General features: G+C 68.3%; 21 protein-coding genes. 10 read left to right on the forward strand and 11 right to left on the reverse strand.

From position 1 onward, the window contains the following. Positions 1-17 precede the first annotated feature (17 nt). From AC1DNF_RS19565 to AC1DNF_RS19575, 3 genes are read left to right on the forward strand one after another with little or no spacing between them, the layout of a single operon-like run. Positions 18-1028, forward strand: coding sequence for a lysylphosphatidylglycerol synthase domain-containing protein (locus tag AC1DNF_RS19565; RefSeq protein ID WP_478150268.1), 1011 nt, complete (start codon positions 18-20; stop codon positions 1026-1028). A 47-nt stretch (positions 1029-1075) separates the two neighbouring features. Continuing rightward, the gene (locus tag AC1DNF_RS19570; protein WP_478150269.1) at positions 1076-2353 is read left to right on the forward strand and encodes a hypothetical protein; all 1278 of its coding nucleotides are present in this window, start codon (positions 1076-1078) and stop codon (positions 2351-2353) included. Positions 2354-2365: 12 nt separating this feature from the next. Continuing rightward, positions 2366-2596 carry a hypothetical protein gene (locus tag AC1DNF_RS19575; RefSeq protein WP_478150270.1) on the forward strand — a complete coding sequence of 77 codons (231 nt, stop codon included), beginning with the start codon at positions 2366-2368 and terminating at the stop codon, positions 2594-2596. 13 nt (positions 2597-2609) lie between these two features. Here AC1DNF_RS19575 and AC1DNF_RS19580 read toward each other — a convergent pair whose 3' ends face one another. Then, positions 2610-2960: a hypothetical protein gene (locus tag AC1DNF_RS19580; protein ID WP_478150271.1), complete on the reverse strand. Its 351-nt coding sequence runs from the start codon at positions 2958-2960 to the stop codon at positions 2610-2612. Between the two features lie 22 nt (positions 2961-2982). Beyond that, a complete protein-coding gene (locus tag AC1DNF_RS19585; protein ID WP_478150272.1) occupies positions 2983-3234 on the reverse strand; it encodes a hypothetical protein in 252 nt (83 codons plus the stop codon). Between the two features lie 207 nt (positions 3235-3441). Here AC1DNF_RS19585 and AC1DNF_RS19590 point away from each other — a divergent pair, with 207 nt between their 5' ends. Further along, complete coding sequence (locus AC1DNF_RS19590; protein WP_478150273.1) at positions 3442-4611, forward strand: MFS transporter; 1170 nt, start codon at positions 3442-3444, stop codon at positions 4609-4611. A gap of 38 nt (positions 4612-4649) precedes the next feature. Here the strand turns inward: AC1DNF_RS19590 and AC1DNF_RS19595 are convergent, their stop codons facing one another. The 9 genes from AC1DNF_RS19595 to AC1DNF_RS19635 all read right to left on the reverse strand — a co-directional run bounded on the left by AC1DNF_RS19595 (position 4650) and on the right by AC1DNF_RS19635 (position 13804). Next, positions 4650-5351 (reverse strand): ABC transporter ATP-binding protein, encoded by a 702-nt coding sequence (locus AC1DNF_RS19595; RefSeq protein WP_478150274.1) that lies wholly within the window; start codon positions 5349-5351, stop codon positions 4650-4652. A gap of 149 nt (positions 5352-5500) precedes the next feature. Beyond that, positions 5501-6247: an ABC transporter ATP-binding protein gene (locus AC1DNF_RS19600; RefSeq protein ID WP_478150275.1), complete on the reverse strand. Its 747-nt coding sequence runs from the start codon at positions 6245-6247 to the stop codon at positions 5501-5503. Next, positions 6244-7194, reverse strand: a complete 951-nt coding sequence (locus tag AC1DNF_RS19605; RefSeq protein ID WP_478150276.1) for a branched-chain amino acid ABC transporter permease — start codon at positions 7192-7194, stop codon at positions 6244-6246. Before AC1DNF_RS19605 ends, AC1DNF_RS19600 begins: the two co-directional genes overlap by 4 nt. After that, positions 7191-8063: a branched-chain amino acid ABC transporter permease gene (locus AC1DNF_RS19610; RefSeq protein ID WP_478150277.1), complete on the reverse strand. Its 873-nt coding sequence runs from the start codon at positions 8061-8063 to the stop codon at positions 7191-7193. Before AC1DNF_RS19610 ends, AC1DNF_RS19605 begins: the two co-directional genes overlap by 4 nt. 163 nt (positions 8064-8226) lie before the next feature. Next, entirely contained in the window at positions 8227-9393 is a 1167-nt protein-coding gene (locus tag AC1DNF_RS19615; RefSeq protein WP_478150278.1) for an ABC transporter substrate-binding protein, read from the reverse strand. Next, complete coding sequence (locus AC1DNF_RS19620) at positions 9390-10190, reverse strand: alpha/beta fold hydrolase (protein ID WP_478150279.1); 801 nt, start codon at positions 10188-10190, stop codon at positions 9390-9392. The genes AC1DNF_RS19615 and AC1DNF_RS19620 overlap by 4 nt, the downstream gene beginning before the upstream one ends. Continuing rightward, positions 10187-11737, reverse strand: a complete 1551-nt coding sequence (locus tag AC1DNF_RS19625) for a benzoate-CoA ligase family protein (RefSeq protein ID WP_478150280.1) — start codon at positions 11735-11737, stop codon at positions 10187-10189. Before AC1DNF_RS19625 ends, AC1DNF_RS19620 begins: the two co-directional genes overlap by 4 nt. Positions 11738-11774: 37 nt before the next feature. Next, positions 11775-13337 carry a 3,4-dehydroadipyl-CoA semialdehyde dehydrogenase gene (locus AC1DNF_RS19630; protein ID WP_478150281.1) on the reverse strand — a complete coding sequence of 521 codons (1563 nt, stop codon included), beginning with the start codon at positions 13335-13337 and terminating at the stop codon, positions 11775-11777. After that, positions 13334-13804 (reverse strand): 4-hydroxylaminobenzoate lyase, encoded by a 471-nt coding sequence (locus AC1DNF_RS19635; RefSeq protein ID WP_478150282.1) that lies wholly within the window; start codon positions 13802-13804, stop codon positions 13334-13336. Before AC1DNF_RS19635 ends, AC1DNF_RS19630 begins: the two co-directional genes overlap by 4 nt. A 170-nt stretch (positions 13805-13974) precedes the next feature. Here AC1DNF_RS19635 and AC1DNF_RS19640 point away from each other — a divergent pair, with 170 nt between their 5' ends. The 6 genes from AC1DNF_RS19640 to AC1DNF_RS19665 all read left to right on the forward strand — a co-directional run bounded on the left by AC1DNF_RS19640 (position 13975) and on the right by AC1DNF_RS19665 (position 20705). After that, positions 13975-14904 carry a helix-turn-helix transcriptional regulator gene (locus tag AC1DNF_RS19640; RefSeq protein ID WP_478150283.1) on the forward strand — a complete coding sequence of 310 codons (930 nt, stop codon included), beginning with the start codon at positions 13975-13977 and terminating at the stop codon, positions 14902-14904. Positions 14905-15070: 166 nt separating this feature from the next. Then, positions 15071-16738, forward strand: coding sequence for a 2,3-epoxybenzoyl-CoA dihydrolase (gene boxC, locus AC1DNF_RS19645; RefSeq protein ID WP_478150284.1), 1668 nt, complete (start codon positions 15071-15073; stop codon positions 16736-16738). A 9-nt stretch (positions 16739-16747) separates the two neighbouring features. Next, the gene (gene boxB / locus AC1DNF_RS19650; RefSeq protein WP_478150285.1) at positions 16748-18175 is read left to right on the forward strand and encodes a benzoyl-CoA 2,3-epoxidase subunit BoxB; all 1428 of its coding nucleotides are present in this window, start codon (positions 16748-16750) and stop codon (positions 18173-18175) included. Positions 18176-18230: 55 nt separating this feature from the next. Further along, positions 18231-19508 (forward strand): benzoyl-CoA 2,3-epoxidase subunit BoxA, encoded by a 1278-nt coding sequence (boxA, locus tag AC1DNF_RS19655; protein ID WP_478150286.1) that lies wholly within the window; start codon positions 18231-18233, stop codon positions 19506-19508. Positions 19509-19614: 106 nt separating this feature from the next. Further along, positions 19615-20067: a MaoC family dehydratase gene (locus AC1DNF_RS19660; protein ID WP_478150287.1), complete on the forward strand. Its 453-nt coding sequence runs from the start codon at positions 19615-19617 to the stop codon at positions 20065-20067. Continuing rightward, positions 20064-20705, forward strand: coding sequence for an alpha/beta fold hydrolase (locus AC1DNF_RS19665; RefSeq protein WP_478150288.1), 642 nt, complete (start codon positions 20064-20066; stop codon positions 20703-20705). The genes AC1DNF_RS19660 and AC1DNF_RS19665 overlap by 4 nt, the downstream gene beginning before the upstream one ends. The last annotated feature ends 31 nt before the right edge of the window (positions 20706-20736 follow it).

Genomic DNA, 20736 nt, shown 5'->3' on the forward strand with positions numbered 1-20736 from the left:
CAAGGATCGCCGCAACCATGAACGGCAGCGATGCGTCACCCCCCTTCGACACCACGAACCCGGCCGGCGCATGGTCGCTCTGGCGCCGCGTCCGCCGATGGGTGCTGCCGGCCTTCGGCGTGCTCGTCCTCGGCCTGCTGCTGTCGCATGCGCACGAGGTCGACTGGGCCGGCGCCTGGCGGGCGCTCAAGAGCTACCGGCCCTTGCTCCTGCTCGGCGTGCTGGGTCTCGCGACCGCGAGTCACGCCCTCTATGGCTGTTTCGACCTGCTCGGCAGGCGCTACACGCATGACCCGCTGCCGCGCTGGCGCACGTGGGCCATCGCGGTCACCAGCTATGCGTGCAACCTGAACCTCGGCTCGCTGGTCGGCGGCATCGCCCTGCGCGCGCGGCTCTATGCGCGCGCGGGTCTCGGCGAAGCCGCCATCGCGCAGGTCGTGGGGCTCAGCCTCGCGACCAACTGGCTCGGCTACGGGCTGCTCGCCGGCAGCCTGTTCGCCGCCGGCGCCATCACGCCGCCGAGCCAGGCCCACCTCGGTGGCGGCACCTTCCGCGCGCTCGGCGTCCTGATGGTCCTGCTCGCGGCCGGCTACGTCCTCGCTTGCGCAGTGGCGCGCGGACGTGCGTGGACCGTGCGAGGCCGGCGCCTGCGCTTGCCTTCCGCGCGGCTCGCACTGGTGCAACTCGCGCTCTCGACGACGAACTGGGCGCTGATGGGATCGGCGATGTACCTGCTGCTGGGCGGCCAGGTTTCCTATGCCATGACGCTCGGGACTCTGATGGCCGCGTCCATCGTCGGCGTGCTGGTGCCGATTCCGTCCGGGCTGGGCGTCCTGGAGGCGGTCTACCTCGCGCTGCTGTCGGGCTCCGTGCGCCAGGGCGCGCTGATGGGCGCGGTGCTGGCCTATCGGGCGCTCTATTACCTTCTCCCTCTGGCCGGGGGGCTGGCGCTGTACGCGGCGCTCGAACGCTACGCCTCGCTTCATCCCGCCGATACCGCCGGGAGGCGGGACTTCCCCATTTCGTAGCGCCGACGCATACTTTCGGCCCATCAAGAACAACAATGGGGTTGCGCATGGCCACTGCGAGCAGTGCGACCCATCGATCCTGGAGGGAGGCTGCCAGGGATCGATGGGACATCTTCCAGACCTGGTGGGATTCGGCCTTCGCCTCGAAGTGGGCCGAACTCCTGCGTGCGCTGCTCACCATGGCCGCCGGCTACACGCTGACGATCTGGTCCAAGGAAATCGGCGACACCCTCTGGACACCCGCCTGGCTGCACGGCGCCTCCTTCGCATGGCATCCGACGCTGTTCTGGGCGATCTTCGGCGCCCTGGCGTTAGCGAGCGCGGGCACCCACGCTGCCAAGGCCGCCCAGGCCCGGAAGACCAATGACGAGCTCCGGGGCCTGCTCACCTCGCTGACCGGCACCGTCGAAGACATCTCCGGTCAATCCGCCAAGCTGAACACCGCGATCGGCGGCGTGGCCTCCCAGGCGGACAGGCTGACCGACTCGGTGAACCAGCTGCACTCCCTGCCGCCCCGGGGCGTGCTGGAAACCTGCAAGCTCGCCTACGACCGCTGCGATCACCTGGCCCGGGGCTTCGACGCCAACAAGAACAGGCCGCCGGCCGAACTCGAGGCCCTGGCGCGCGCGATGCTGACATGGGTCGAAGGCGTGGTGCGGGCATTCGACGGAAAGCTTTCGCCGGGCTCGCAGATCCGATACGGCGTCAACCTGATGATCTATCTGAAGGCCGAGGACTCCGCCGCCTCGCCGCTCAAGGCCGAACTGGCGGGGCGCCTGCACTATTCGCTGCCCACGCTGACGCTCGACAACGCCGCCGGCGTGCTGGACATTCTTCCCGCCATGTCGGTCGCCTCCAATGAACATGACGGCGACAGGCGGCTGCAGCGCTTCGCGATGCTGATCGACGAAAAGCCGCGCCCGGCCCTGCGCGTGGAAGACCAACGCCCGGCCTTGCCGGGCGCCGTCGACGCCTGCATCAACATGATCTGCACGGGGGTGCGCAATATTCCGCTGCTCAAGCAGCAGATGGCCGATCGCGGCTTGCCGCCCGAGGCGCAGGCGGCGGCACTTGCCTACTTCGACCAGCCGGCGATCCGGGAGACCGTGCGCAGCTTCGTCTGCGTGCCCCTGGTCACGCAGGACCTGGTGTCCAGGGAGTCCGTCGTGCTCGGGATCCTCAACATCCACCGGGACACCGACAACCCGAGGATCTACGAGAACCTGCCCCTGCTCGAGCCTTTATTGACGCCGCTTCGCCACCACCTGACTCATGTGATGGAGACCTACAAGCCCATATACTTGGCCGCGCGCCCCAATCCCTAAGGAGGCATCCTCATGGCAATCCTGGCTTTCAATTCCGTTCCCGCTCCGGAAGTGTCCTTCACGGACCTGCTGAAGGACGAGATGGCGCTGTTCCAGGCGACGGTGCCGACCGAGCGCTACACCGTGCTCAATCCGAACGGCGGGCTGCGCACCGAAGTGCGCGAACTCGCGCCGGACGATGAAGCGCAATGGCCGGCATCGAACGAGCCGGCACCCATCCTTTCACAGCATTCCTCGTCCTGAGGCGTGCGGCGGCTCAGACGGCCGTCGTCAGCATCGTCTTCAACGCGCTCTCCAGCGCATCCAGGCCCACTTCCTCGCGGCTGCCGATTCTCGCGATCCCGTGGAGGCAGTCGATGCCGACCACGAGGCCGCGAGGCGCGGGCCGTCCGGCGCGCTTGCGGAACTCGATGCTCACCAGCGACTCGCTGGCCCAGTGCGCGCGCTCGATGGACCAGTCGGCGTCCGTGAACGTGAACAGCGACCGGCCCGTCTGCATATCCCATAGCTCCGAGGCAAAGCCCGCGTGCGAATCGCGGGCCTCCCGGCGCTCCACCTGCACGACATAGCGTCCGCCCAGCGAGATCGACTTGACTTCGATGTCCACGGCGTAATGACCCCGGTCTTCGTCAATGCCACCAGCGCCCGGCGGCAAATGCCGCGAGCAGCGCCAGCGGGCCCGTGTTTTCCATGGCACAGCGGACGTAGGACGGGACATCGCCGTCCGGCCCGCTCGACGCAGCCATCACCGCGAAGGTGCCGACCGCGATGGCGTAGTAGCCCATCACCGCCAGGAAGGGGCCGGCAAATCTCTTCGTCGTGATCCGCGCCACGCGCCGGGTCTCGGGCACGATCCGTCGTGCTTGCTGCTCTGTGTTCATTGCGTGTTCTTCGCGGCGAGGAGTCCGCCGGTATCCGAAGCTGGGTTGCGGTGATTCTGTGGGGAGCGGCGCCGCTCCGATTGACCGAACAGCCATGGATTCGAGCGTCAATTGAGCCGCGCCATGCAGCATTTCACGCCGGCTCGCGCTTCAGCGAGGATGCTAATGTCGCCCTGCCGCCGTGCCCGAGGCGCATCCTGGAGATCGATGTCCACCCCCCCATCCGCCACGCAGCCCCTGCAGCCCGCGCCCGCCGTGCCGCTTCCTTCCACCGACCTGGATTCACGCCATGCCGCCATCGCGCTGGGGCTGTCGCTGCCGGCCGATACGGTGCTGTACCTGCTGCTGCCCATGTACGCCGCGCAGTTCGGCGTGACGCTGGCGCAGGCCGGCATGCTGCTGGCGGCCAATCGGCTGGTGCGCATCGCCGGCTACGGCTGGGTCGCGCGCTTCTACGCGCGGCGCGGCGACCGTCCCACCTGCACCCTCGCCGTCGTCGCCGCCGCCTTGTGCGCGCTGGGCTATGCCACGCTCTCGGGCTTCTGGGCGCTGCTGCCGCTGCGCCTGCTGTGGGGCCTGTGCTTCGCCGCGCTCAACCTCTCGACCCAGGTGCTGTCGACCGCCGACCCGGTCGGCGCGGCACGGCGCAGCGGCCGCTCTCGCGCCTTTATTTCCATGGGGCCCGTGGTGGCCCTTCCCCTGGGCGCCGCGCTCGCGTACGTGAGCGGCCCGCGGGCCATCTTCTTCGTGCTGGCCGTGGTGTCGCTGCTCGCGCTGTGGGCGACGCGGCGGCTGCCTTCGGCGCCTCATGCCGTGACGAAGCCGCAGCGCCGCTTCAAGTGGCCCAACAGCCTGGACAGCTGGTCCTTCATGGAGGGGCTGACGCTCGACGGCCTCTTCATCATCGGCCTGTCGTACCTGGGCAAGGACCTGCTGCCCGGCGGCGCGGTGGTCGTGGCCGGCGTGCTGATGGCCATGCGCTACCTCGCGGAAATCTTCCTGAGCCCGGTCGGCGGGCACATGGCCGAGCGCTTCGGCGCCGAGCGCCTGCTGGTGAGCCTGTCGCTCGTGACGGCCGTGGCGCTGGTGGGCTTCGGCGCCGGCTGGCTATGGAGCTGCGCGGCCGCCATCGTGGTCCTGCGGGCCTTGCAATTGCCCCTGCTGCCGCCCATCGTGGCGCGGCGCACGCCCGGGCCGCAGCGCCTGCATGCGCTGGCCGCGCGTTCGGTCTGGCGCGACATCGGCGCCGGCACCGGCCCGATGCTCGCCGGCCTGCTGCTGCCGCTGGTCGCTTCTGTGTGGATCTACGGCGTCGCCGCGCTGATGCTGGCGCTGGCGGCCATCGCCTGCGGCAGACGCCCCTCGCCCGAAGCCTGACGCAACAAGCCCCATCTGCCGGGCGCCATGCCTGCGGCTCAGACGCCCAGCAGTTCCTCCAGCGCCTCGGGCGCGGCTACCAGATCCGCCGACGCGCCGTGCCGCACGATGAGCCCCTTCTCCATCACCACCGCGCGGTCGGTGTGCGCCAGCACCTTGCGCCAGTCGCGGTCCACGATCAGCGTCGCGATGCCGGTGGCGCGGATGTCGCCGATCACGCGCCAGATCTCGGCCACGATCAGCGGTGCCAGGCCTTCGGTCGCCTCGTCGAGGATCAGCAGGCGCGGGTTGGTCATCAGCGCGCGGCCGATGGAGAGCATCTGCTGCTCGCCGCCGGACAACTGCTGCCCGCCGTGCGAGAGCCGTTCCGTCAGCCGCGGGAAGGTCGTCATCACGCGGTCGTAGGTCCATTCGCGCTTGCCGTCGATGCCTGCGCGCGCGCTCATCAGCAGGTTCTCGCGCACCGAGAGGTTGGGGAAGATGCCGCGGCCCTCCGGCACGTAGCCGATGCCGCGCCGCGCCATCTTCTCCGGCGCCCAGCCGGTCACGTCCTGTTCGTCGAGCCGCACGCGGCCGGAGGCTGGCCGCACATAGCCCATCAGCGAGCGGATCAGCGTGGTCTTGCCCATCCCGTTGCGTCCGAGCAGGCCGACCGAGGTCGCCGCTGGTATCCGCACATCCACGCCGCGCAGGATGTGGCTGTCGCCGTAGTAAGTGTTGAGTCCTTCGATCTCGAGCATCTCAGTTGCTCCACCGTGTTCGCCGAGACCCGCGACGCACGAAACCGGCGCGGCCAAATACCAGGGATACCGCGGAACCGGCTTTGCCGGGCCGCCGGCATCGCCCCCTTGAGGGGGAGGCGCCGCAGGCGCTTCGGGGGTGTTTCATCCTAGTGTTCCTCTCCGAGGTAGGCCGTGCGCACCTCGGGGTTCGTGCGGATCGAGGCCGGATCGCCCGTCGCGATCACCGTGCCGTTGACCATCACCGTGATGCGGTCGGCAATGCGGAACACCGCGTCCATGTCGTGCTCCACCAGCAGGATCGCGTGCGAAGCCTTGAGGCTCGCCAGCAGGCCCAGCATGCGCTCGGTCTCCTCTGCGCCCATGCCGGCCAGCGGCTCGTCCAGCAGCAGCACGCGCGGATTCGTCGCCAGGCACATTGCCACCTCGAGCTGCCGCTTGGCGCCGTGGCTCAGCGTGCCCGCGACACGATCCGCGACGGCGCTCAGGCCCGCGGCGGCCAGCGCCTCGTGCGCGGCGGCATTGCTGGTGGCGCATTGCTTTGCCGACTGCCAGATCGCCCATGGCCGCGGCGTCGCCGCCTGCGCCGCGAGGCGGCAGTTCTCCAGCACGCTGAACTCCGGGAAGATCGTGGTGCGCTGGTAGCTGCGCCCCACGCCGGCCAGCGCGCGGCGGAACTGCGCCCGCGTCGTGATGTTCTCGCCGTCGAGCGTGATGCGCCCGTCCGAGGCGGAAATCTCGCCCGAGAGCATATTGATCAGCGTCGACTTGCCGGCGCCGTTGGTGCCGATCACCGCGTGCACTTCGCCGCGGCGAAGATCCAGGTTCACGGCGTTGACCGCCACGAGGCCGCCGAAGCGGCGCGTGAGCGATTCGACCGACAGCAGCACGTTCATGCCGCCCCCTTCGCCGACAGGCGCGACGTGAGTCCGATGATGCCCTTCGGCAGCAGCGCGACGAAGGCGATGATCGCGATCCCGAGTGTCAGCTGCCAGTGGTCCGCCAGCGGCCCGACCAGCGCGTGCGTCGAGAGCAGTTCCTTCAGCAGCGTGAAGGCCACCGCGCCGATCACCGCGCCGCGCAGGTGGCCGAGGCCGCCCAGGATGATCATCAGCAGCACCTCGCCCGAGTTGTTCCACGCGAGCAGCTCCGGGTTCACCACGCCGTCGCGCGACGCCACCAGGAAGCCCGCCAGCCCTGCCAGCGCCCCCGCGATGACGAAGGCCGCCAGCTTGTAGGCATAGACCGGGAAGCCCGCCGCCCGCATGCGCTGCTCGTTCACGCGGATGCCGGCCAGCGCGGCGCCGAAGCGCGAGCGGCGGATCAGCGCCAGCAGCCCGTAGGTGCACGCCAGCGCCGCCAGCACGAAGTAGAACTGCACGCCGGCCTTTTCCATGTCCAGCGCGCCGAGGGCCGGCCGCACATACATGTAGATGCCGTCGCTGCCGCCGCCGACATCGGTGTCGTGGAACACGAAGAAGGCCATCTGCGCGAAGGCCAGCGTCACCATGATGAAGTACACGCCGCGCGTGCGCAGGCTCAAGGCGCCGACCACCAGCGCGTAGGCCGCCGCGCAGCCCATCGCCAGCGGCAGCAGCAAGGCGATCGAGCCGCCTTCCTTGCCCGAGCCCAGCACGGTCGCATAGGCGCCGATGCCGTAGAAGGCCGCATGGCCGAGGCTCACGAGCCCCGTCATGCCGACCAGCAGTTCGAGGCTCAAGGCGAAGATCGCGAGGATCATCACCTTCACGACCAGGTCCGAGAGATAGGGGCTGAGCATCGGCCCCAGCACGGCGAGGATGACTGCGCAGACGAGCGGCAGCCAGAGGCGCAGGGTACTCATGACCTTCGTCCCATCAGACCTTCGGGGCGCCAGATCAGCACCATCGCCATCAATACGTAGACCCCCATGCCGCTCAGCTCGGCGAAGAAGACCTTGCCGAAGGTGTCGACGAAACCCACCAGCAGCGAAGCGATCAGCGCGCCCGTGATCGAGCCGATGCCGCCGATCACCACCACCACGAAGCAGATGATCAGCACGCTCGACCCCATGCCCGGATACACCGAGGACATCGGCGCGGCGATCATGCCGGCCAGCGCCGCCAGCGCCACGCCGGCGGCGAACACGATGCGATAGAGCCGCCGTATGTCGATGCCCAGCCCGCGCACCATGTCGCGGTTGCTCGCGCCGGCGCGGATCATCATGCCCAGCCGCGTGCGGTTCACCACGAAGTACAGCCCGATCGCCAGCACGATGCAGGCGGCCGAGGCGAACAGCCGATACCACGGATAGCTCATCAGGTCGCCCAGCGCGAAGCTGCCTTCGAGCCAGGGCGGCGCCTTGACGCCGTGCACGTCATTGCCCACCAGCAGCGAGCGCAGCTCCTCGAACACCAGGATGAGCCCGTAGGTCATCAGCACCTGCTGCAAATGGTCGCGCTGATAGAGATAGCTGAAGAAGGCCCACTCCAGCAGATAGCCGAACACCGCGGCGAGCACCACGCCTGCCGCCAGCATCACGATGAACTGGTCGCCAAAGAGCGGCGACAGCGCGAAGGCCATGTAGGCGCCCAGCATGTAGAAGCTGCCGTGCGCCAGGTTGATCACGCCCATGATGCCGAAGATCAGCGTCAGGCCGGAGGCCACCAGGAACAGCAGCAGCCCGTACTGAACCGAGTTCAGGCATTGGACAAGAAAGGTACCGAAATCCACGTTGCGGGTTCCAGGGTAGGTTCGTCGAGGACACGAGCGTCCATGAGGCGCAAGAGCGCGATTCGGGAAACACCGCGGAACCGGCTCCGCCGGGGCGCAGGTGTTGCCCCCTGCAAGGGGGGGAAGGCGAAGCGACGCGGAGTGCGCGCCGCCTCGGGGTGCCTCACATCTTGCAGCCGCGCGCGGGATCGGCCAGGTTCTTCACGGCGATGTTCACCATCTTGTTTTCCTTGCCTTCGACCTTGCGCAGGTAGATGTCCTGCACCGGGTTGTGCGACTTGCTGATCGTGAAGGCGCCGCGCGGGCTGTCGATGCGGGCCTTCTCGATGGCTGCGGCGAACTCCGCCTTCTTCGCGATGTCGCCCTTCACGGCGGTCAGGCCGATGCCGAGCATCTGCGCCGCGTCGTAGCCCTGCACCGCATACACATCCGGCTGCAGCTTGAAGGCCTTCGCGTAGGCGGTGCGGAAGGCGTTGTCGCGCGGCGTGTTCAGGCCATCGGCATAGTGCAGCGTGGTCAGCATGCCCTGCGCGGCATCGCCTTGCGCATCCAGCGTGCCGTCGGTCAGGAAGCCCGGGCCGTAGAGCGGGATGGTCTTGTTCAGGCCGGCCGCCGCGTAGTCCTTGACGAACTTCACCGCGCCGCCGCCGGCGAAGAAGGAGTAAACCGCATCCGGCTTGGCCGCCGCGATCTCGGTCAGCAGCGCCTGGAACTCCACATTGGGGAAGGGCACGCTGAGCTGCTTCACGACCTTGCCGCCGCCCTTCTCGAACCCTTCCTTGAAGCCGTTGACCGACTCGTCGCCGGCCGCGTACTTCCAGGTGATGGTCATCGCCGTCTTCTTGCCCTGCTTGGCCGCGACCTCGCCCATCGCATAGGCCGGCTGCCAGTTCGAGAAGGAGCTGCGGAAGATGTTCTGCGCGCACATCGGGCCCGTCACCGCATCGGCGCCGGCGTTCGGCACGATCAGCACCGTGCCGCTCTCCTTCGCGGCCTTGGCCATCGCCATCGCCACGCCCGAGTGCACCGTGCCGATGATCACGTCGACGTTGTCGCGCTTGATCAGCTTGTTGACGTTGTCGGTCGCCTTGGCCGGGTCCGACTCGTCGTCGACCTTGATGTATTCGATCTCGCGGCCGCCGAGCTTGCCGCCTTGCTCCTCGACGCGCAGCTTGAAGCCGTTCTCGATGGCCGCGCCGAGCGCGGCATAGGTGCCGCTGAAGGGCAGCATCAGGCCGACCTTGAGCTTGCCTTGCTGGGCATGGCCGATCGTGGCGATGCAGGCCAGCGCGAGGGCGGTGAGCGCGGTGCGCGCGATGTGTCGAGTCATGGTTGTCTCCTTTTATTGATGAATGAAACGGTCGCAACTATCGCCGTTTCGGGCTGGTCGCGATGCGGGGAATGCCCGCAGTCGGGCACCTCCAGCAACTGCGTGCCCGGCACGCGCGCTGCGATGCCGCGAATCTGCGCGAGTGTGCCGTACTCGTCGTCCACACCCTGCATCGCCAGCACCGGGCAGCGGATGGTGCCGAGCTCGGCCTCGATGTTCCACTGCCGGAAGGGCGGATGCAGCCAGATGCGGTTCCAGCCCCAGAAGGCGGAATCGACATCGTCGTGGTAGCGGGCGAGCTTCTTCGGCAGGTCCGTGCCCAGGTAGGCCTTGCGCGCCTCCTCGATGTTGGCGATGGTCAGCTCTTCCACGAAGATGTGCGGCGCCAGCAGCACCAGGCCGGCCACCCGCTCGGGAAAGCGCGCGGCATGGAGCAGCGCGATCGAGCCGCCGTCGCTGTGGCCGAAGAGCCAGGGCGATTCTTCGAGGCCGATCGCCTCGAAGAAGGCAGGCAGCACCTCATGCGCCTGGCGGTGCATGAAGTCGACATCCCACAGCTCGTCCGCATCGCGCGGCGTCGAGCGGCCATAGGCCGGGCGCGAGAACACCAGTCCGCGATAGCCGCCGGCCTCGCACAGTCGCTCGGGAAAATCCTTCCACATCGCGATCGAGCCCAGCCCCTCGTGCAGGAACACGATCAGCGGCGCATCGGTGCGCTCCGGTGCGATGCGCGCGTACTCGATGCGCACGTCCTTTCCCCGCCAGCGGATGGCGGCGAACTCCGACGCCGGGCTCACGCCTGGCGCTCCCGTTCACGAAGACGGAAGCGCTGGATCTTGCCCGTGGCCGTCTTGGGCAGCTCTTCCACGAACTCGATGAAGCGCGGGTACTTGTAGGGCGCGAGACGCTCCTTCACGAAGGCCTTCAGCTCCTCGTCCGTCACCGACCGGCCGGCCTGGAGCACAACGTAGGCCTTGGTCTTCGTCAGCCCGTCGGCATCTTCCTTGCCGATCACCGCGGCTTCGAGCACTGCCGGATGCTGCATCAGCGTGGCCTCGACCTCGAAGGGCGAGACATAGATGCCGCTGACCTTGAGCATGTCGTCGCTGCGGCCCGCGTAGGTGTAGTAGCCCTCGGCGTCGCGAGAATACTTGTCGCCGCTCTTGGTCCAGCCGCCGCTGAAGGTCTCGCGGGTCTTCTCCGGATTCGCCCAGTACATCAGCGCCGAACTCGGGCCCTTGATGTAGAGATCGCCGACCTCGCCGACAGGCACCGGCTGGCCGTCTTCGCCGCGCAGCTCGATCTCGTAGCCCTCGACCGGCTTGCCCGTGGTGCCGTAGCGGATGTCGCCCGGCCGGTTGGACAGGAAGATGTGCAGCATCTCGGTCGAGCCGATGCCGTCGATGATCTCGCAGCCGAAATGCTGCTTGAAACGCTGGGCGATCTCGGCCGGCAGCGCCTCGCCGGCGGACGAACACATGCGCAGCGCCACCGCCTCGCGCGCCGGCAGGGCCGCGGAGGCGAGCATGCCGGCGAAGCCCGTGGGCGCGCCGAAGAACACGGTCGGCTTGTGCTCGCCGGTCCAGCGCCGGAAGGTGGCCGCGGGCGTCGGGCGCTCGGCCATCAGCAGCACCGTGGCGCCGACCGACAGCGGGAAGGTCAGGCCATTGCCCAGCCCGTAGGCGAAGTAAAGCTTGGCCGCCGAGAAGCAGACGTCGTTCTCCGTCAGCCCCAGCACCGGCTTGCCGAAGAGCTCCGCCGTCCACCACGGGTTGGCGTGGGTGTGCACCGTGCCCTTGGGCTTGCCGGTCGAGCCGGAGGAGTAGAGCCAGAAGGCGTGGTCGGCCGGCGCCGTGGGCGCGGGCTCGGCCAGCGGCTGCTGGGCGAAGATCGCGCTCTCGAAATCGTGCGCTCCATCGGGCAGCGCGCCGGTGGGCTGCGAGACGAAGAGCGCGCGCACCTCGTGCGGCGCCTTCGACATCGCGTCCTGCAGCACCGGCAGCAGCGCCCCCGAAACCAGCACCGCCTTCGCACCGCTGTGCTCGAGCATGTAGGCATAGTCGTCGGCCGTGAGCAAGGTGTTCACCGCCACCGGCACCACGCCGGCATAGAGGCAGCCGAGGAAGCTCACGGGCCAGTCGCTGGTGTCGAGCATCAGCAGCAGCACGCGGTCTTCGCGGCGAACGCCGGCCGCCAGCAGGCCGGACGCCAGGCGCCGCGCGCGGTCTTCCAGCTGTCCATAGCTCAGCGTGCCACGGTCGTCGACATAGGCGATCTTCTGTGCGCGATCGCGGTTGAGCGCGAACAGGTGTTCGGCGAAATTGAAAGGGGTGGGCAGGCTCATCGTGTCTCCTCGGGTCATCTCTGTCTCTGCATGCGTTCTAGGCGGATGGCGCGAGCCCGAGCCGCGCCAGCACGCCGGGGCTGGCCTGCACCGCGCTGCGCCGGTGGTAGAAGTCCAGCGCCCGCAAGCCGCCCAGCTCCGCGCCGCCGCCCGCGCGGCCGGGGCCGCCGTGCATCGACATCGGCATCACGTTGCCATGGCCCGTCTGCGCCTGCGCCACGTCCGGTGTGATCACATGCACCCGCCCGTGGCTCGCGGCCAGCTGCACGGCCGCTTGGCCGAGCGCGGCTTCGTCCGCGCCGTAAAGCGAAGTCACGAGCGAGCCCTGCCCGCGATGCGCCAGCGCGATCGCATGATCCACATCGCGATAGGGCAGCAGCGTGGCCACCGGCCCGAAGACCTCGACCTCATGCACGCCGCGCGCCGCATCGGCATCGCGCGCGCCCAGCAGCACCGGGCCGATGCAGGCCGCGACGGCAGGGTCGGCATCGATGAGCGGCTGCCGGCTGCCGTCATGCAGCACGCTGGTCTGCGCCTTGAGCACCTCCAGCCCTTCGCGCACCGCATTCAGCTGGGCACGGCTCACCAGGGAGCCCATGCGAACGCCTTCGCTGCGCGGGTTGCCGACCGTGATGCCGGCCAGCTTGGCGCCGATGGCCTGCGCCGCCGCGTCGTACACCTCGGCCGGCACGAAGATGCGGCGGATCGCCGTGCACTTCTGGCCCGCCTTCACCGTCATCTCGCGCACCACCTCGCGCACCAGCAGGTTGAAGGCCTCCGAGCCCGGCGCCGCGCCGGCCATCAGCAGGGCGGAGTTGAGGCTGTCGGCCTCGATGTTCACGCGCACCGAGCGCTGCGTCACGGCCGCGTGCGAGCGGATCGCCGCGCCCGTCTCGGCCGAGCCCGTGAAGGACATGACGTCGAAGGGCGCGAGCTGGTCCATCAGCCCGCTGGAGCTGCCGCAGATCACCGACAGCGCGCCGGCCGGCAGCACGCCGGCATCCACCACGTCGCGCACCATGCGCTGCGTGAGCCAGGCGCTCGAGGTGCCGGGCTTCACGATCACCGGCACGCCGGAGAGCAGGGCGGGCGCCGCTTTCTCCCACAGGCCCCAGGCCGGGAAGTTGAAGGCGTTGATGAAGAGCGCCACGCCGCGGGTGGGCACCTGCAGGTGCTGCGACTGGAACACCGGCTCCTTGCCCAGCTTCACCGCGTCGCCGTCGCGCAGCACGCGCACATCGCCCAGCGCATCGCCCCACTTGGCGTACTGGCCCAGCGTGAAGATCGCGCCGTCGATGTCCACGGCCGAGTCGTTCTTCACCGTGCCGGAGTTGGCCGTGGCGATCTCGTAGTACGCGTCGCGCCGGCCCTGCAGCACCTTCACCACGGCGGCCAGCAGCCCGGCGCGCTGGCGGTAGGTGAGGGCGCGCAGCGCGGCGCCGCCGGTTTCGCGTGCGAAGCCGAAGGCCTCGGCCAGGTCGAGCCCCGTCGCGTCGACGCGGACCAGTTCGGTGCCCAGCACCGGGTCGAAAAGCGGCGTGCCCGCGCCGCTGCCGGCTTGCCACTTGCCGGCGACGTAATTGGAGAGAAGTTCGGTCATGCGGTCTTCGTGAATTGGATCTGCCCCTCGGGCAGGAGATAGAGAACGAGCGCGCGCCCCTGGGCGACGGTCGGGTGATGGGCGCTGCCCGGCGCATAGACGCACCAGCCCGCGGGCCGGCCGTCGAAGGTCGCGTCGCCTTCCAGCGGCATGATCAGGTCGATTTCCCCGCCCGGATGCGTGTGATGCGGCCCGGCGATGTCCCGCATGTCGACCACGTCGACCGAAAAGCGGCGCAGCGCGTCCTCGGCCTTGAACACCCGCCCGTAGCGGATGCCGCCGCCTTCGCGCTCGCACAGCCAGCCTTCGGCCACGCCCTCGATGCAGGCCTGCTTCAAGGCTTCGTAGCCGGGGCTGCCCGCGCCGAGTTCGGTGTTGAGCCATTCGTCGAGCCCGGCATCGAGCGGGCGTCCGGCGATCTGCGCGGTGACGCTGGCGACCAGCTGGTGGAAGCTTTCCTTGGACATGGGTGTGTTCATCCGTGAGTGAAACTTGCGGCTTCGGCTTGCGGCATTTGCTTGCCTGCAGTATCTTGCCTGTGCACGAACCATAAGCATCGACACAATAGGTGTCAAGCAATATAGTGCATCTATGGTGTTTACCCGTAGAGGGCGAACGGTGGAGACGAAGGATCGACATGAATGAGCGCGCCGACGCGGTACTGACCGCGCTAGCCGACCCGGCTGTGCCGGCCGAGGAAGCCAAGAACCCACTGCTGGTGGCGCTGGGCGAGCGCGTGCGCAACCTGCGCGCGCGCCGCGGGCTCACGCGCAAGGCGGTGGCCCAGTCGGCCGAGGTTTCCGAGCGCCACCTCGCCAACCTCGAATACGGCATCGGCAATGCCTCCATCCTGGTGCTGCAGCAGGTCGCGGGCGCCCTGCAATGCTCCCTGGCCGAACTGGTCGGCGACGTCACCACCGTCTCGCCCGAATGGCTGCTGATCCGCGAGCTGCTCGAGGGCCGCGGCGAAGCCGACCTGCGCCGCGCCCGCATCGCGCTGGGCGAACTGCTCGGCACGGCCGCCGGCGACCCGGGGCGGCATCGCCGCATCGCCCTCGTCGGGCTGCGCGGCGCCGGCAAGTCGACCCTCGGCCAGATGCTGGCCGACGACCTCGAGGTGCCCTTCATCGAACTCAGCCGCGAGATCGAGAAGTTCGCCGGCTGCAGCGTGCGCGAGATCCATGACCTCTACGGCACCAACGCCTACCGCCGCTACGAGCGCCGCGCGCTGGAAGAAACGGTTCAGATCTACAGCGAGGCCGTCATCGCCACGCCGGGAGGCATCGTCTCGGACCCGGCCACCTTCAACCAGTTGCTCGCCCACTGCACCACCGTGTGGCTGCAGGCCGCGCCGGAGGAACACATGGGCCGCGTCGCCGCCCAGGGCGACACCCGTCCCATGGCCGCCAGCAAGGAAGCCATGGACGACCTGCGCCGCATCCTGAGCGGGCGCGCCGCCTTCTATTCGAAGGCCGACATCCGTGTCGACACCACCGGGCGGGACCTGGCGCAAAGCTTCGAGGCCTTGCGCGGCGCCGTGCGGGAAACGATGAGCCAGACGGCCTGAGAAACCGGACTGAAGAAGCCAGGAGACGCGGAAAGCGCCCTTAAAAAAACGTCGATCCAGGGTTGACGCGTCCCAAAACATGCAGCATGATGCATGTCCCGGCGATCGATAGCTGCACTATTGTTCCTTGAACGATCTCGAAACACGGCACCCAGGAGACCTCGACATGACTGAAACCATTGCTCACCCCGCCCGCGTGGACTACCGCACCGACCCCACGCAGTACCGCCACTGGAAGCTCAGCGTCGAAGGCGCGGTGGCCCGGCTCTCGCTCGACATCGCCGAAGACGGCGGCATCCGCCCCGGCTACAAGCTCAAGCTCAACAGCTACGACCTGGGCGTCGACATCGAACTCGCCGACGCCCTGAACCGCGTGCGCTTCGAGCATCCTGAAGTGCGCTCGGTCATCGTCACCAGCGCCAAGGACCGCATCTTCTGTTCCGGCGCCAACATCTTCATGCTCGGCGTGTCGAGCCATTCCTGGAAGGTGAACTTCTGCAAGTTCACCAACGAGACGCGCAACGGCATCGAGGACTCGTCGAAGCACTCGGGCCTCAAGTTCCTCGCCGCGGTCAATGGCGCCTGCGCCGGCGGCGGCTACGAACTGGCGCTGGCCTGCGACGAGATCGTGCTGGTCGACGACCGCTCCTCTTCCGTCTCGCTGCCCGAAGTGCCGCTGCTCGGCGTGCTGCCCGGCACCGGCGGCCTGACCCGCGTCACCGACAAGCGCCACGTGCGCCATGACCTTGCCGACATCTTCTGCACCAGCGTCGAAGGCGTGCGCGGCCAGCGCGCGGTCGACTGGCGCCTGGTCGATGCCATCGCCAAGCCCGCGCAGTTCGCCACCGTCGTGCAGGAGCGCGCCGCCAAGCTGGGCGAAGCCAGCATGCGCCAGGGCGGCAAGGGCCTGAGCCTGCCGCGCATCGAGCGCGAGGACGGCCCCGACAGCCTGCGCTACGAGCACGTCACCATCGAGATCGACCGCGCCCGCCGCACCGCCACCTTCACCGTCAAGGCCCCGGCCGGCGCGCAGCCCACCGACATCGCCGGCATCGAAGCCGCCGGTGCCGCATGGTGGCCGCTCGCCATGGCGCGCCAGCTCGACGACGCCATCCTCAACATGCGCACCAACGAGCTGGACATCGGCACCTGGCTGCTCAAGACCGAGGGCGACGCCCAGGCCGTGCTCGCCAGCGACGCCACCATGCTCGCCCACCAGGACCACTGGCTGGTGCGCGAGACCATCGGCGCGCTGCGCCGCACGCTCGCGCGCCTCGACGTCTCCTCGCGCAGCCTCTTCGCGTTGATCGAGTCCGGCTCCTGCTTCGCCGGCACGCTGGCCGAGATCGCCCTGTCGGCCGACCGCAGCTACATGCTCGCGCTGCCCGACGATGCCGCGCGCGCGCCGAAGCTCACGCTCAACGAGTTCAACTTCGGCTTCTATCCGATGGTCAACGACCAGAGCCGCCTGCAACGCCGCTTCTATGAAGAGAGCGCGCCGATGGAAGCCGCGCGCGGTGCCGCCGGCAAGGCGCTCGACGCCGACGAAGCGCTCACGCTGGGCCTGGTCACCATGGCGCCGGACGACATCGACTGGAGCGACGAAATCCGCATCGCCATCGAGGAGCGCGCCGCCATGTCGCCCGACGCGCTCACCGGCCTCGAAGCGAACCTGCGCTTCGCCAGCCAGGAGAACATGCTCACCCGCATCTTCGGCCGCCTCACGGCCTGGCAGAACTGGATCTTCAACCGCCCCAACGCCGTCGGCGAAAAGGGTGCCCTCAAGGTCTACGGCACCGGCGAGAAGGCCGGCTTCGATCTCAACCGCGTTTAAGGAACTCCCATGAGCACCATCGACTACAGCGAAAAGATCCCGAACAACGTCAACCTGAGCGAAGACCGCACCCTGCAGCGCGCGCTCGAAGGCTGGCAGCCCAACTTCATCAACTGGTGGGACGATGTCGGCCCCGAGGGCTCGACCAACTACGACGTCTACCTGCGCACCGCCGTCAGCGTGGACCCGCAGGGCTGGGCCCAGTTCGGCCACGTCAAGATGCGCGACTACCGCTGGGGCATTTTCCTGAACCCGGGCGACGCCAGCCGCGAGATCCATTTCGGCGACCACAAGGGCGAGAAGGCCTGGCAGGACGTGCCCGGCGAACACCGCGCCAACCTGCGCCGCATCATCGTGACGCAGGGCGATACCGAGCCCGCGTCCGTCGAACAGCAGCGCCACCTGGGACTCACCGCGCCCAGCATGTACGACCTGCGCAACCTCTTCCAGATCAACGTCGAGGAAGGCCGCCACCTGTGGGCCATGGTCTACCTGCTGCACAAGCACTTCGGCCGCGACGGCCGCGAGGAAGCCGAGGCGCTCCTCCAGCGCACCTCGGGCGACCAGAACAACCCGCGCATCCTGGGCGCCTTCAACGAGAAGACGCCCGACTGGCTGGCGTTCTTCATGTTCACGTACTTCACCGACCGCGACGGCAAGTTCCAGCTCTCGGCCCTGGCCGAAAGCGCCTTCGACCCGCTCGCGCGCACCACCAAGTTCATGCTGACCGAGGAAGCCCACCACATGTTCGTGGGTGAAAGCGGCGTCTCGCGCGTGCTCTCGCGCACCGCCGCCGTGATGAACGAGCTCAAGACCGACGACCCGCAGAAGGTGCGCGCCGCCGGTGCCATCGACCTCGGCACCATCCAGCGCTACCTGAACTTCCACTACAGCGTCACCATCGACCTGTTCGGCGCCGACCAGTCGAGCAACGCCGCCACCTTCTACAGCTCCGGCCTCAAGGGCCGCTACGAAGAAGGCAAGCGCGTCGACGACCACGTGCTCAAGAGCCAGACCTACAAGGTGCTCGAAGTGGTGAACGGCCAGCTCCAGGAGAAGGACGTCCCCATGCTCAACGCGCTCAACGAAGTGCTGCGCGACGACTTCATCAAGGACTCCGTGGCCGGCGTCAACCGCTGGAACAAGGTGCTGGAGAAGGCCGGCATCCCCACGCGGCTGACCGTGCCCCACAAGGCCTTCAACCGCCAGATCGGCGCCCTGGCCGGCATCAAGATGTCCCCCGACGGCCGCGTGGTGAGCGAAACCGAATGGGCCGCCAGGAAGAGCGAATGGCTGCCCACCAGCGAAGACTTCGCCTTCGTGGCATCGTTGATGGGCCGCGTGGTCGACCCCGGCAAGTTCGCCGGCTGGATCGCGCCGCCGGTGATGGGCATCAACCGACAGCCCGTCGATTTCGAATACGTCCGCTTCGGCTGAGACACTGCACCGATTCCTTCCCCCGACTGGGGGGAGGACCCAAGGAGACAACTTTATGGACATGGCCGTCGACATCGGGGTGATCAGGCAGCACTTGATCGACCCCGAAATCTGCATACGCTGCAACACCTGCGAAGCGACCTGTCCGGTCAATGCGATCACCCACGACGACCGCAACTACGTCGTGCGCGCGGACGTGTGCAACGGGTGCATGGCGTGCATCTCGCCGTGCCCCACGGGCTCCATCGACAACTGGCGCACCATGCCGATCGCACGCGCCTACTCGATCGAGGAGCAATTGACCTGGGACGAACTGCCCGCCGAGCTCACGCCCGAGCAGCTCGAGGCCGACGGCGTCGGCGCGCCGCAGGAGGCGCTGATGCAGGTGCCCGCCGCCGTGCCGCAGCCGCCCGCGGCGCCCGGCGAGGTCGCCTTCAACTCGGCCCAGTACGGCGCCACCGTCCCCCCGTGGTCGGCCGCCCACGCCTACACCAACCTCCATCCGCCGAAGAGCCCCACCACCGCGACCGTGGTGGGCAACTTCAACTGCACCGAGGCCGGCTACGAGAACCAGACGCACCACATCGTGCTCGACTTCGGCGCCATGCCCTTCCCGGTGCTGGAAGGCCAGTCCATCGCCATCATCCCGCCGGGCACCGACGCCAACGGCAAGGCGCACTTCGCGCGCCAGTACTCGATCGCCAGTCCGCGCAACGGCGAGCGGCCGGGCTACAACAACATCTCGCTGACCGTGAAGCGGGTGCTCGAAGACCACCAGGGCAAGCCCGTGCGCGGCGTGTGCAGCAACTACGTGTGCGACCTCAAGGTCGGCGACAAGGTGCAGGTCATCGGCCCTTTCGGCAGCTCCTTCCTGATGCCGAACCACCCGAAGTCGCACATCGTGATGATCTGCACCGGCACCGGCAGCGCCCCCATGCGCGCGATGACCGAATGGCGCCGACGCCTGCGCAAGAGCGGCAAGTTCGAGGGCGGCAAGCTGATGCTCTTCTTCGGCGCGCGCACGCAGCAGGAGCTGCCGTACTTCGGACCGCTGCAGACGCTGCCCAAGGACTTCATCGACATCAACTTCGCCTTCTCGCGCACCCCGGGCCAGCCCAAGCGCTATGTGCAGGACGCGATGCGCGAGCGCGCCGCCGACCTGGCCGCGCTGCTCAAGGACGGCCAGAGCCACTTCTATGTCTGCGGCCTGAAGAGCATGGAAGAGGGCGTGGTCCTCGCCCTGCGCGACGTGGCCACCGACGCCGGGCTGGACTGGGACACCGTGGGCGCCAGTCTCAAGCGCGAGGGGCGGCTGCACCTCGAGACCTACTAAGAAACTCATGCCATCGAACGCCGAATTTGACTGTGACCCCGGTTTCATGCCCCGGGGTCAGGCCTGCCTGATGGCGAACTACTTAGCCTCATCCACAATCCCCTCGATGAAATTCGCTGACTTTCACGCGGGGCAGGTGATCGAGGCCGGACCTTATGTCGTGACCGAGGCGGAGCTGCTGCAGTTTGCCAAGGCCTACGACCCGCAGTGGTTCCACACCGACCCGGCGCTGGCCGCCGAAGGGCCCTTCGGCGGGCTCATCGCGAGCGGCTGGCACACCGGTGCCATCGCGATGCGGCTCATCACCGACGCGGCGCTGGCGGACTCCGAATCCTTCGCCTCGCCGGGCCTCGCGCATCTGCACTGGCCCAACCCCGTGCGCCCGGGGGACACGCTGCGGCTCGTGGCCGACGTGATCGAAGTTCGCCGATCGGAGAAGAAGCCGACACTGGGCATCCTGCGCTGGCGCTGGCGGCTCATCAACCAGCGCGACCTGCCGGTGCTGGACCTGCAGGCGACCAGCCTGTTCAGGCTGGGCTCCGCGCCGGGCAAGGCATGACGGCCGATCCCGCCTCCCCACGGCGGCGGCTCGGCCTGTGGGCGAGCGCCGCAGCCGCGCTCGCCGCCTGCGGCCTCTCCGGGTCCGGCCTGATCCCGCGCGAAGCGGTCGTGCCGATGCCCTCCCTCCTGGACAGGAGCACCTGCACCGCGCAAGCCCGCACGCTGCTCGTCATGCTGCCCGGGCGAGGCATGGCCATGCGTGAACTGGAAGACGAGGGCTTCATCGCCGAGGTGCGCTCCCTCGGCCTGGCGGTCGACGTGCTGCGCGCTGACGCGCATATGGGCTACTACATGGACCGCAGCATCTTCGAGCGCCTGCGCGCCGACGTCATCGCGCCCGCGCAGGCCAGCGGCTACGCGTCGATCTGGATGGCCGGCATCTCGCTCGGCGGCTTCGGCGCGCTGCTGTACGCCGACGAGTATCCCGGCGACGTGGCCGGCATCCTGGCGCTGGCGCCCTACCTGGGCGAGCCGGAAGCCGCCGCCGCGGTCGCCAGGGCCGGAGGCCTGACGCGATGGCCCGCACCGGCCGGCCCGCTGCCGGATTCATACCATTTTGCGTTCAATAGATTAGATATGATGTCTATCCACGTACTTCAAGGAGTCGTGGATGAAGAGTCTGATCGTTGGGGATAAGCCGACTGTGATGCGCTTGGCAGAACGGCTC

The sequence above is a fragment of the Variovorax sp. 01T432 genome, assembly GCF_056398605.1.

Excerpts from the sequence above, each read along its gene's own strand:
- AC1DNF_RS19575 (WP_478150270.1), top strand. The coding sequence starts at position 2,366 with ATGGCAATCCTGGCTTTCAATTCCGTTCCCGCTCCGGAAGTGTCCTTC.
- AC1DNF_RS19615 (WP_478150278.1), bottom strand. The coding sequence starts at position 9,393 with ATGACTCGACACATCGCGCGCACCGCGCTCACCGCCCTCGCGCTGGCC.
- AC1DNF_RS19585 (WP_478150272.1), bottom strand. The coding sequence starts at position 3,234 with ATGAACACAGAGCAGCAAGCACGACGGATCGTGCCCGAGACCCGGCGC.
- AC1DNF_RS19665 (WP_478150288.1), top strand. The coding sequence starts at position 20,064 with ATGACGGCCGATCCCGCCTCCCCACGGCGGCGGCTCGGCCTGTGGGCG.
- AC1DNF_RS19565 (WP_478150268.1), top strand. The coding sequence starts at position 18 with ATGAACGGCAGCGATGCGTCACCCCCCTTCGACACCACGAACCCGGCC.
- AC1DNF_RS19605 (WP_478150276.1), bottom strand. The coding sequence starts at position 7,194 with ATGAGTACCCTGCGCCTCTGGCTGCCGCTCGTCTGCGCAGTCATCCTC.
- AC1DNF_RS19640 (WP_478150283.1), top strand. The coding sequence starts at position 13,975 with ATGAATGAGCGCGCCGACGCGGTACTGACCGCGCTAGCCGACCCGGCT.
- AC1DNF_RS19625 (WP_478150280.1), bottom strand. The coding sequence starts at position 11,737 with ATGAGCCTGCCCACCCCTTTCAATTTCGCCGAACACCTGTTCGCGCTC.
- boxA (WP_478150286.1), top strand. The coding sequence starts at position 18,231 with ATGGACATGGCCGTCGACATCGGGGTGATCAGGCAGCACTTGATCGAC.
- boxC (WP_478150284.1), top strand. The coding sequence starts at position 15,071 with ATGACTGAAACCATTGCTCACCCCGCCCGCGTGGACTACCGCACCGAC.
- AC1DNF_RS19570 (WP_478150269.1), top strand. The coding sequence starts at position 1,076 with ATGGCCACTGCGAGCAGTGCGACCCATCGATCCTGGAGGGAGGCTGCC.
- AC1DNF_RS19635 (WP_478150282.1), bottom strand. The coding sequence starts at position 13,804 with ATGTCCAAGGAAAGCTTCCACCAGCTGGTCGCCAGCGTCACCGCGCAG.
- AC1DNF_RS19660 (WP_478150287.1), top strand. The coding sequence starts at position 19,615 with ATGAAATTCGCTGACTTTCACGCGGGGCAGGTGATCGAGGCCGGACCT.
- AC1DNF_RS19590 (WP_478150273.1), top strand. The coding sequence starts at position 3,442 with ATGTCCACCCCCCCATCCGCCACGCAGCCCCTGCAGCCCGCGCCCGCC.
- boxB (WP_478150285.1), top strand. The coding sequence starts at position 16,748 with ATGAGCACCATCGACTACAGCGAAAAGATCCCGAACAACGTCAACCTG.
- AC1DNF_RS19600 (WP_478150275.1), bottom strand. The coding sequence starts at position 6,247 with ATGAACGTGCTGCTGTCGGTCGAATCGCTCACGCGCCGCTTCGGCGGC.
- AC1DNF_RS19630 (WP_478150281.1), bottom strand. The coding sequence starts at position 13,337 with ATGACCGAACTTCTCTCCAATTACGTCGCCGGCAAGTGGCAAGCCGGC.
- AC1DNF_RS19595 (WP_478150274.1), bottom strand. The coding sequence starts at position 5,351 with ATGCTCGAGATCGAAGGACTCAACACTTACTACGGCGACAGCCACATC.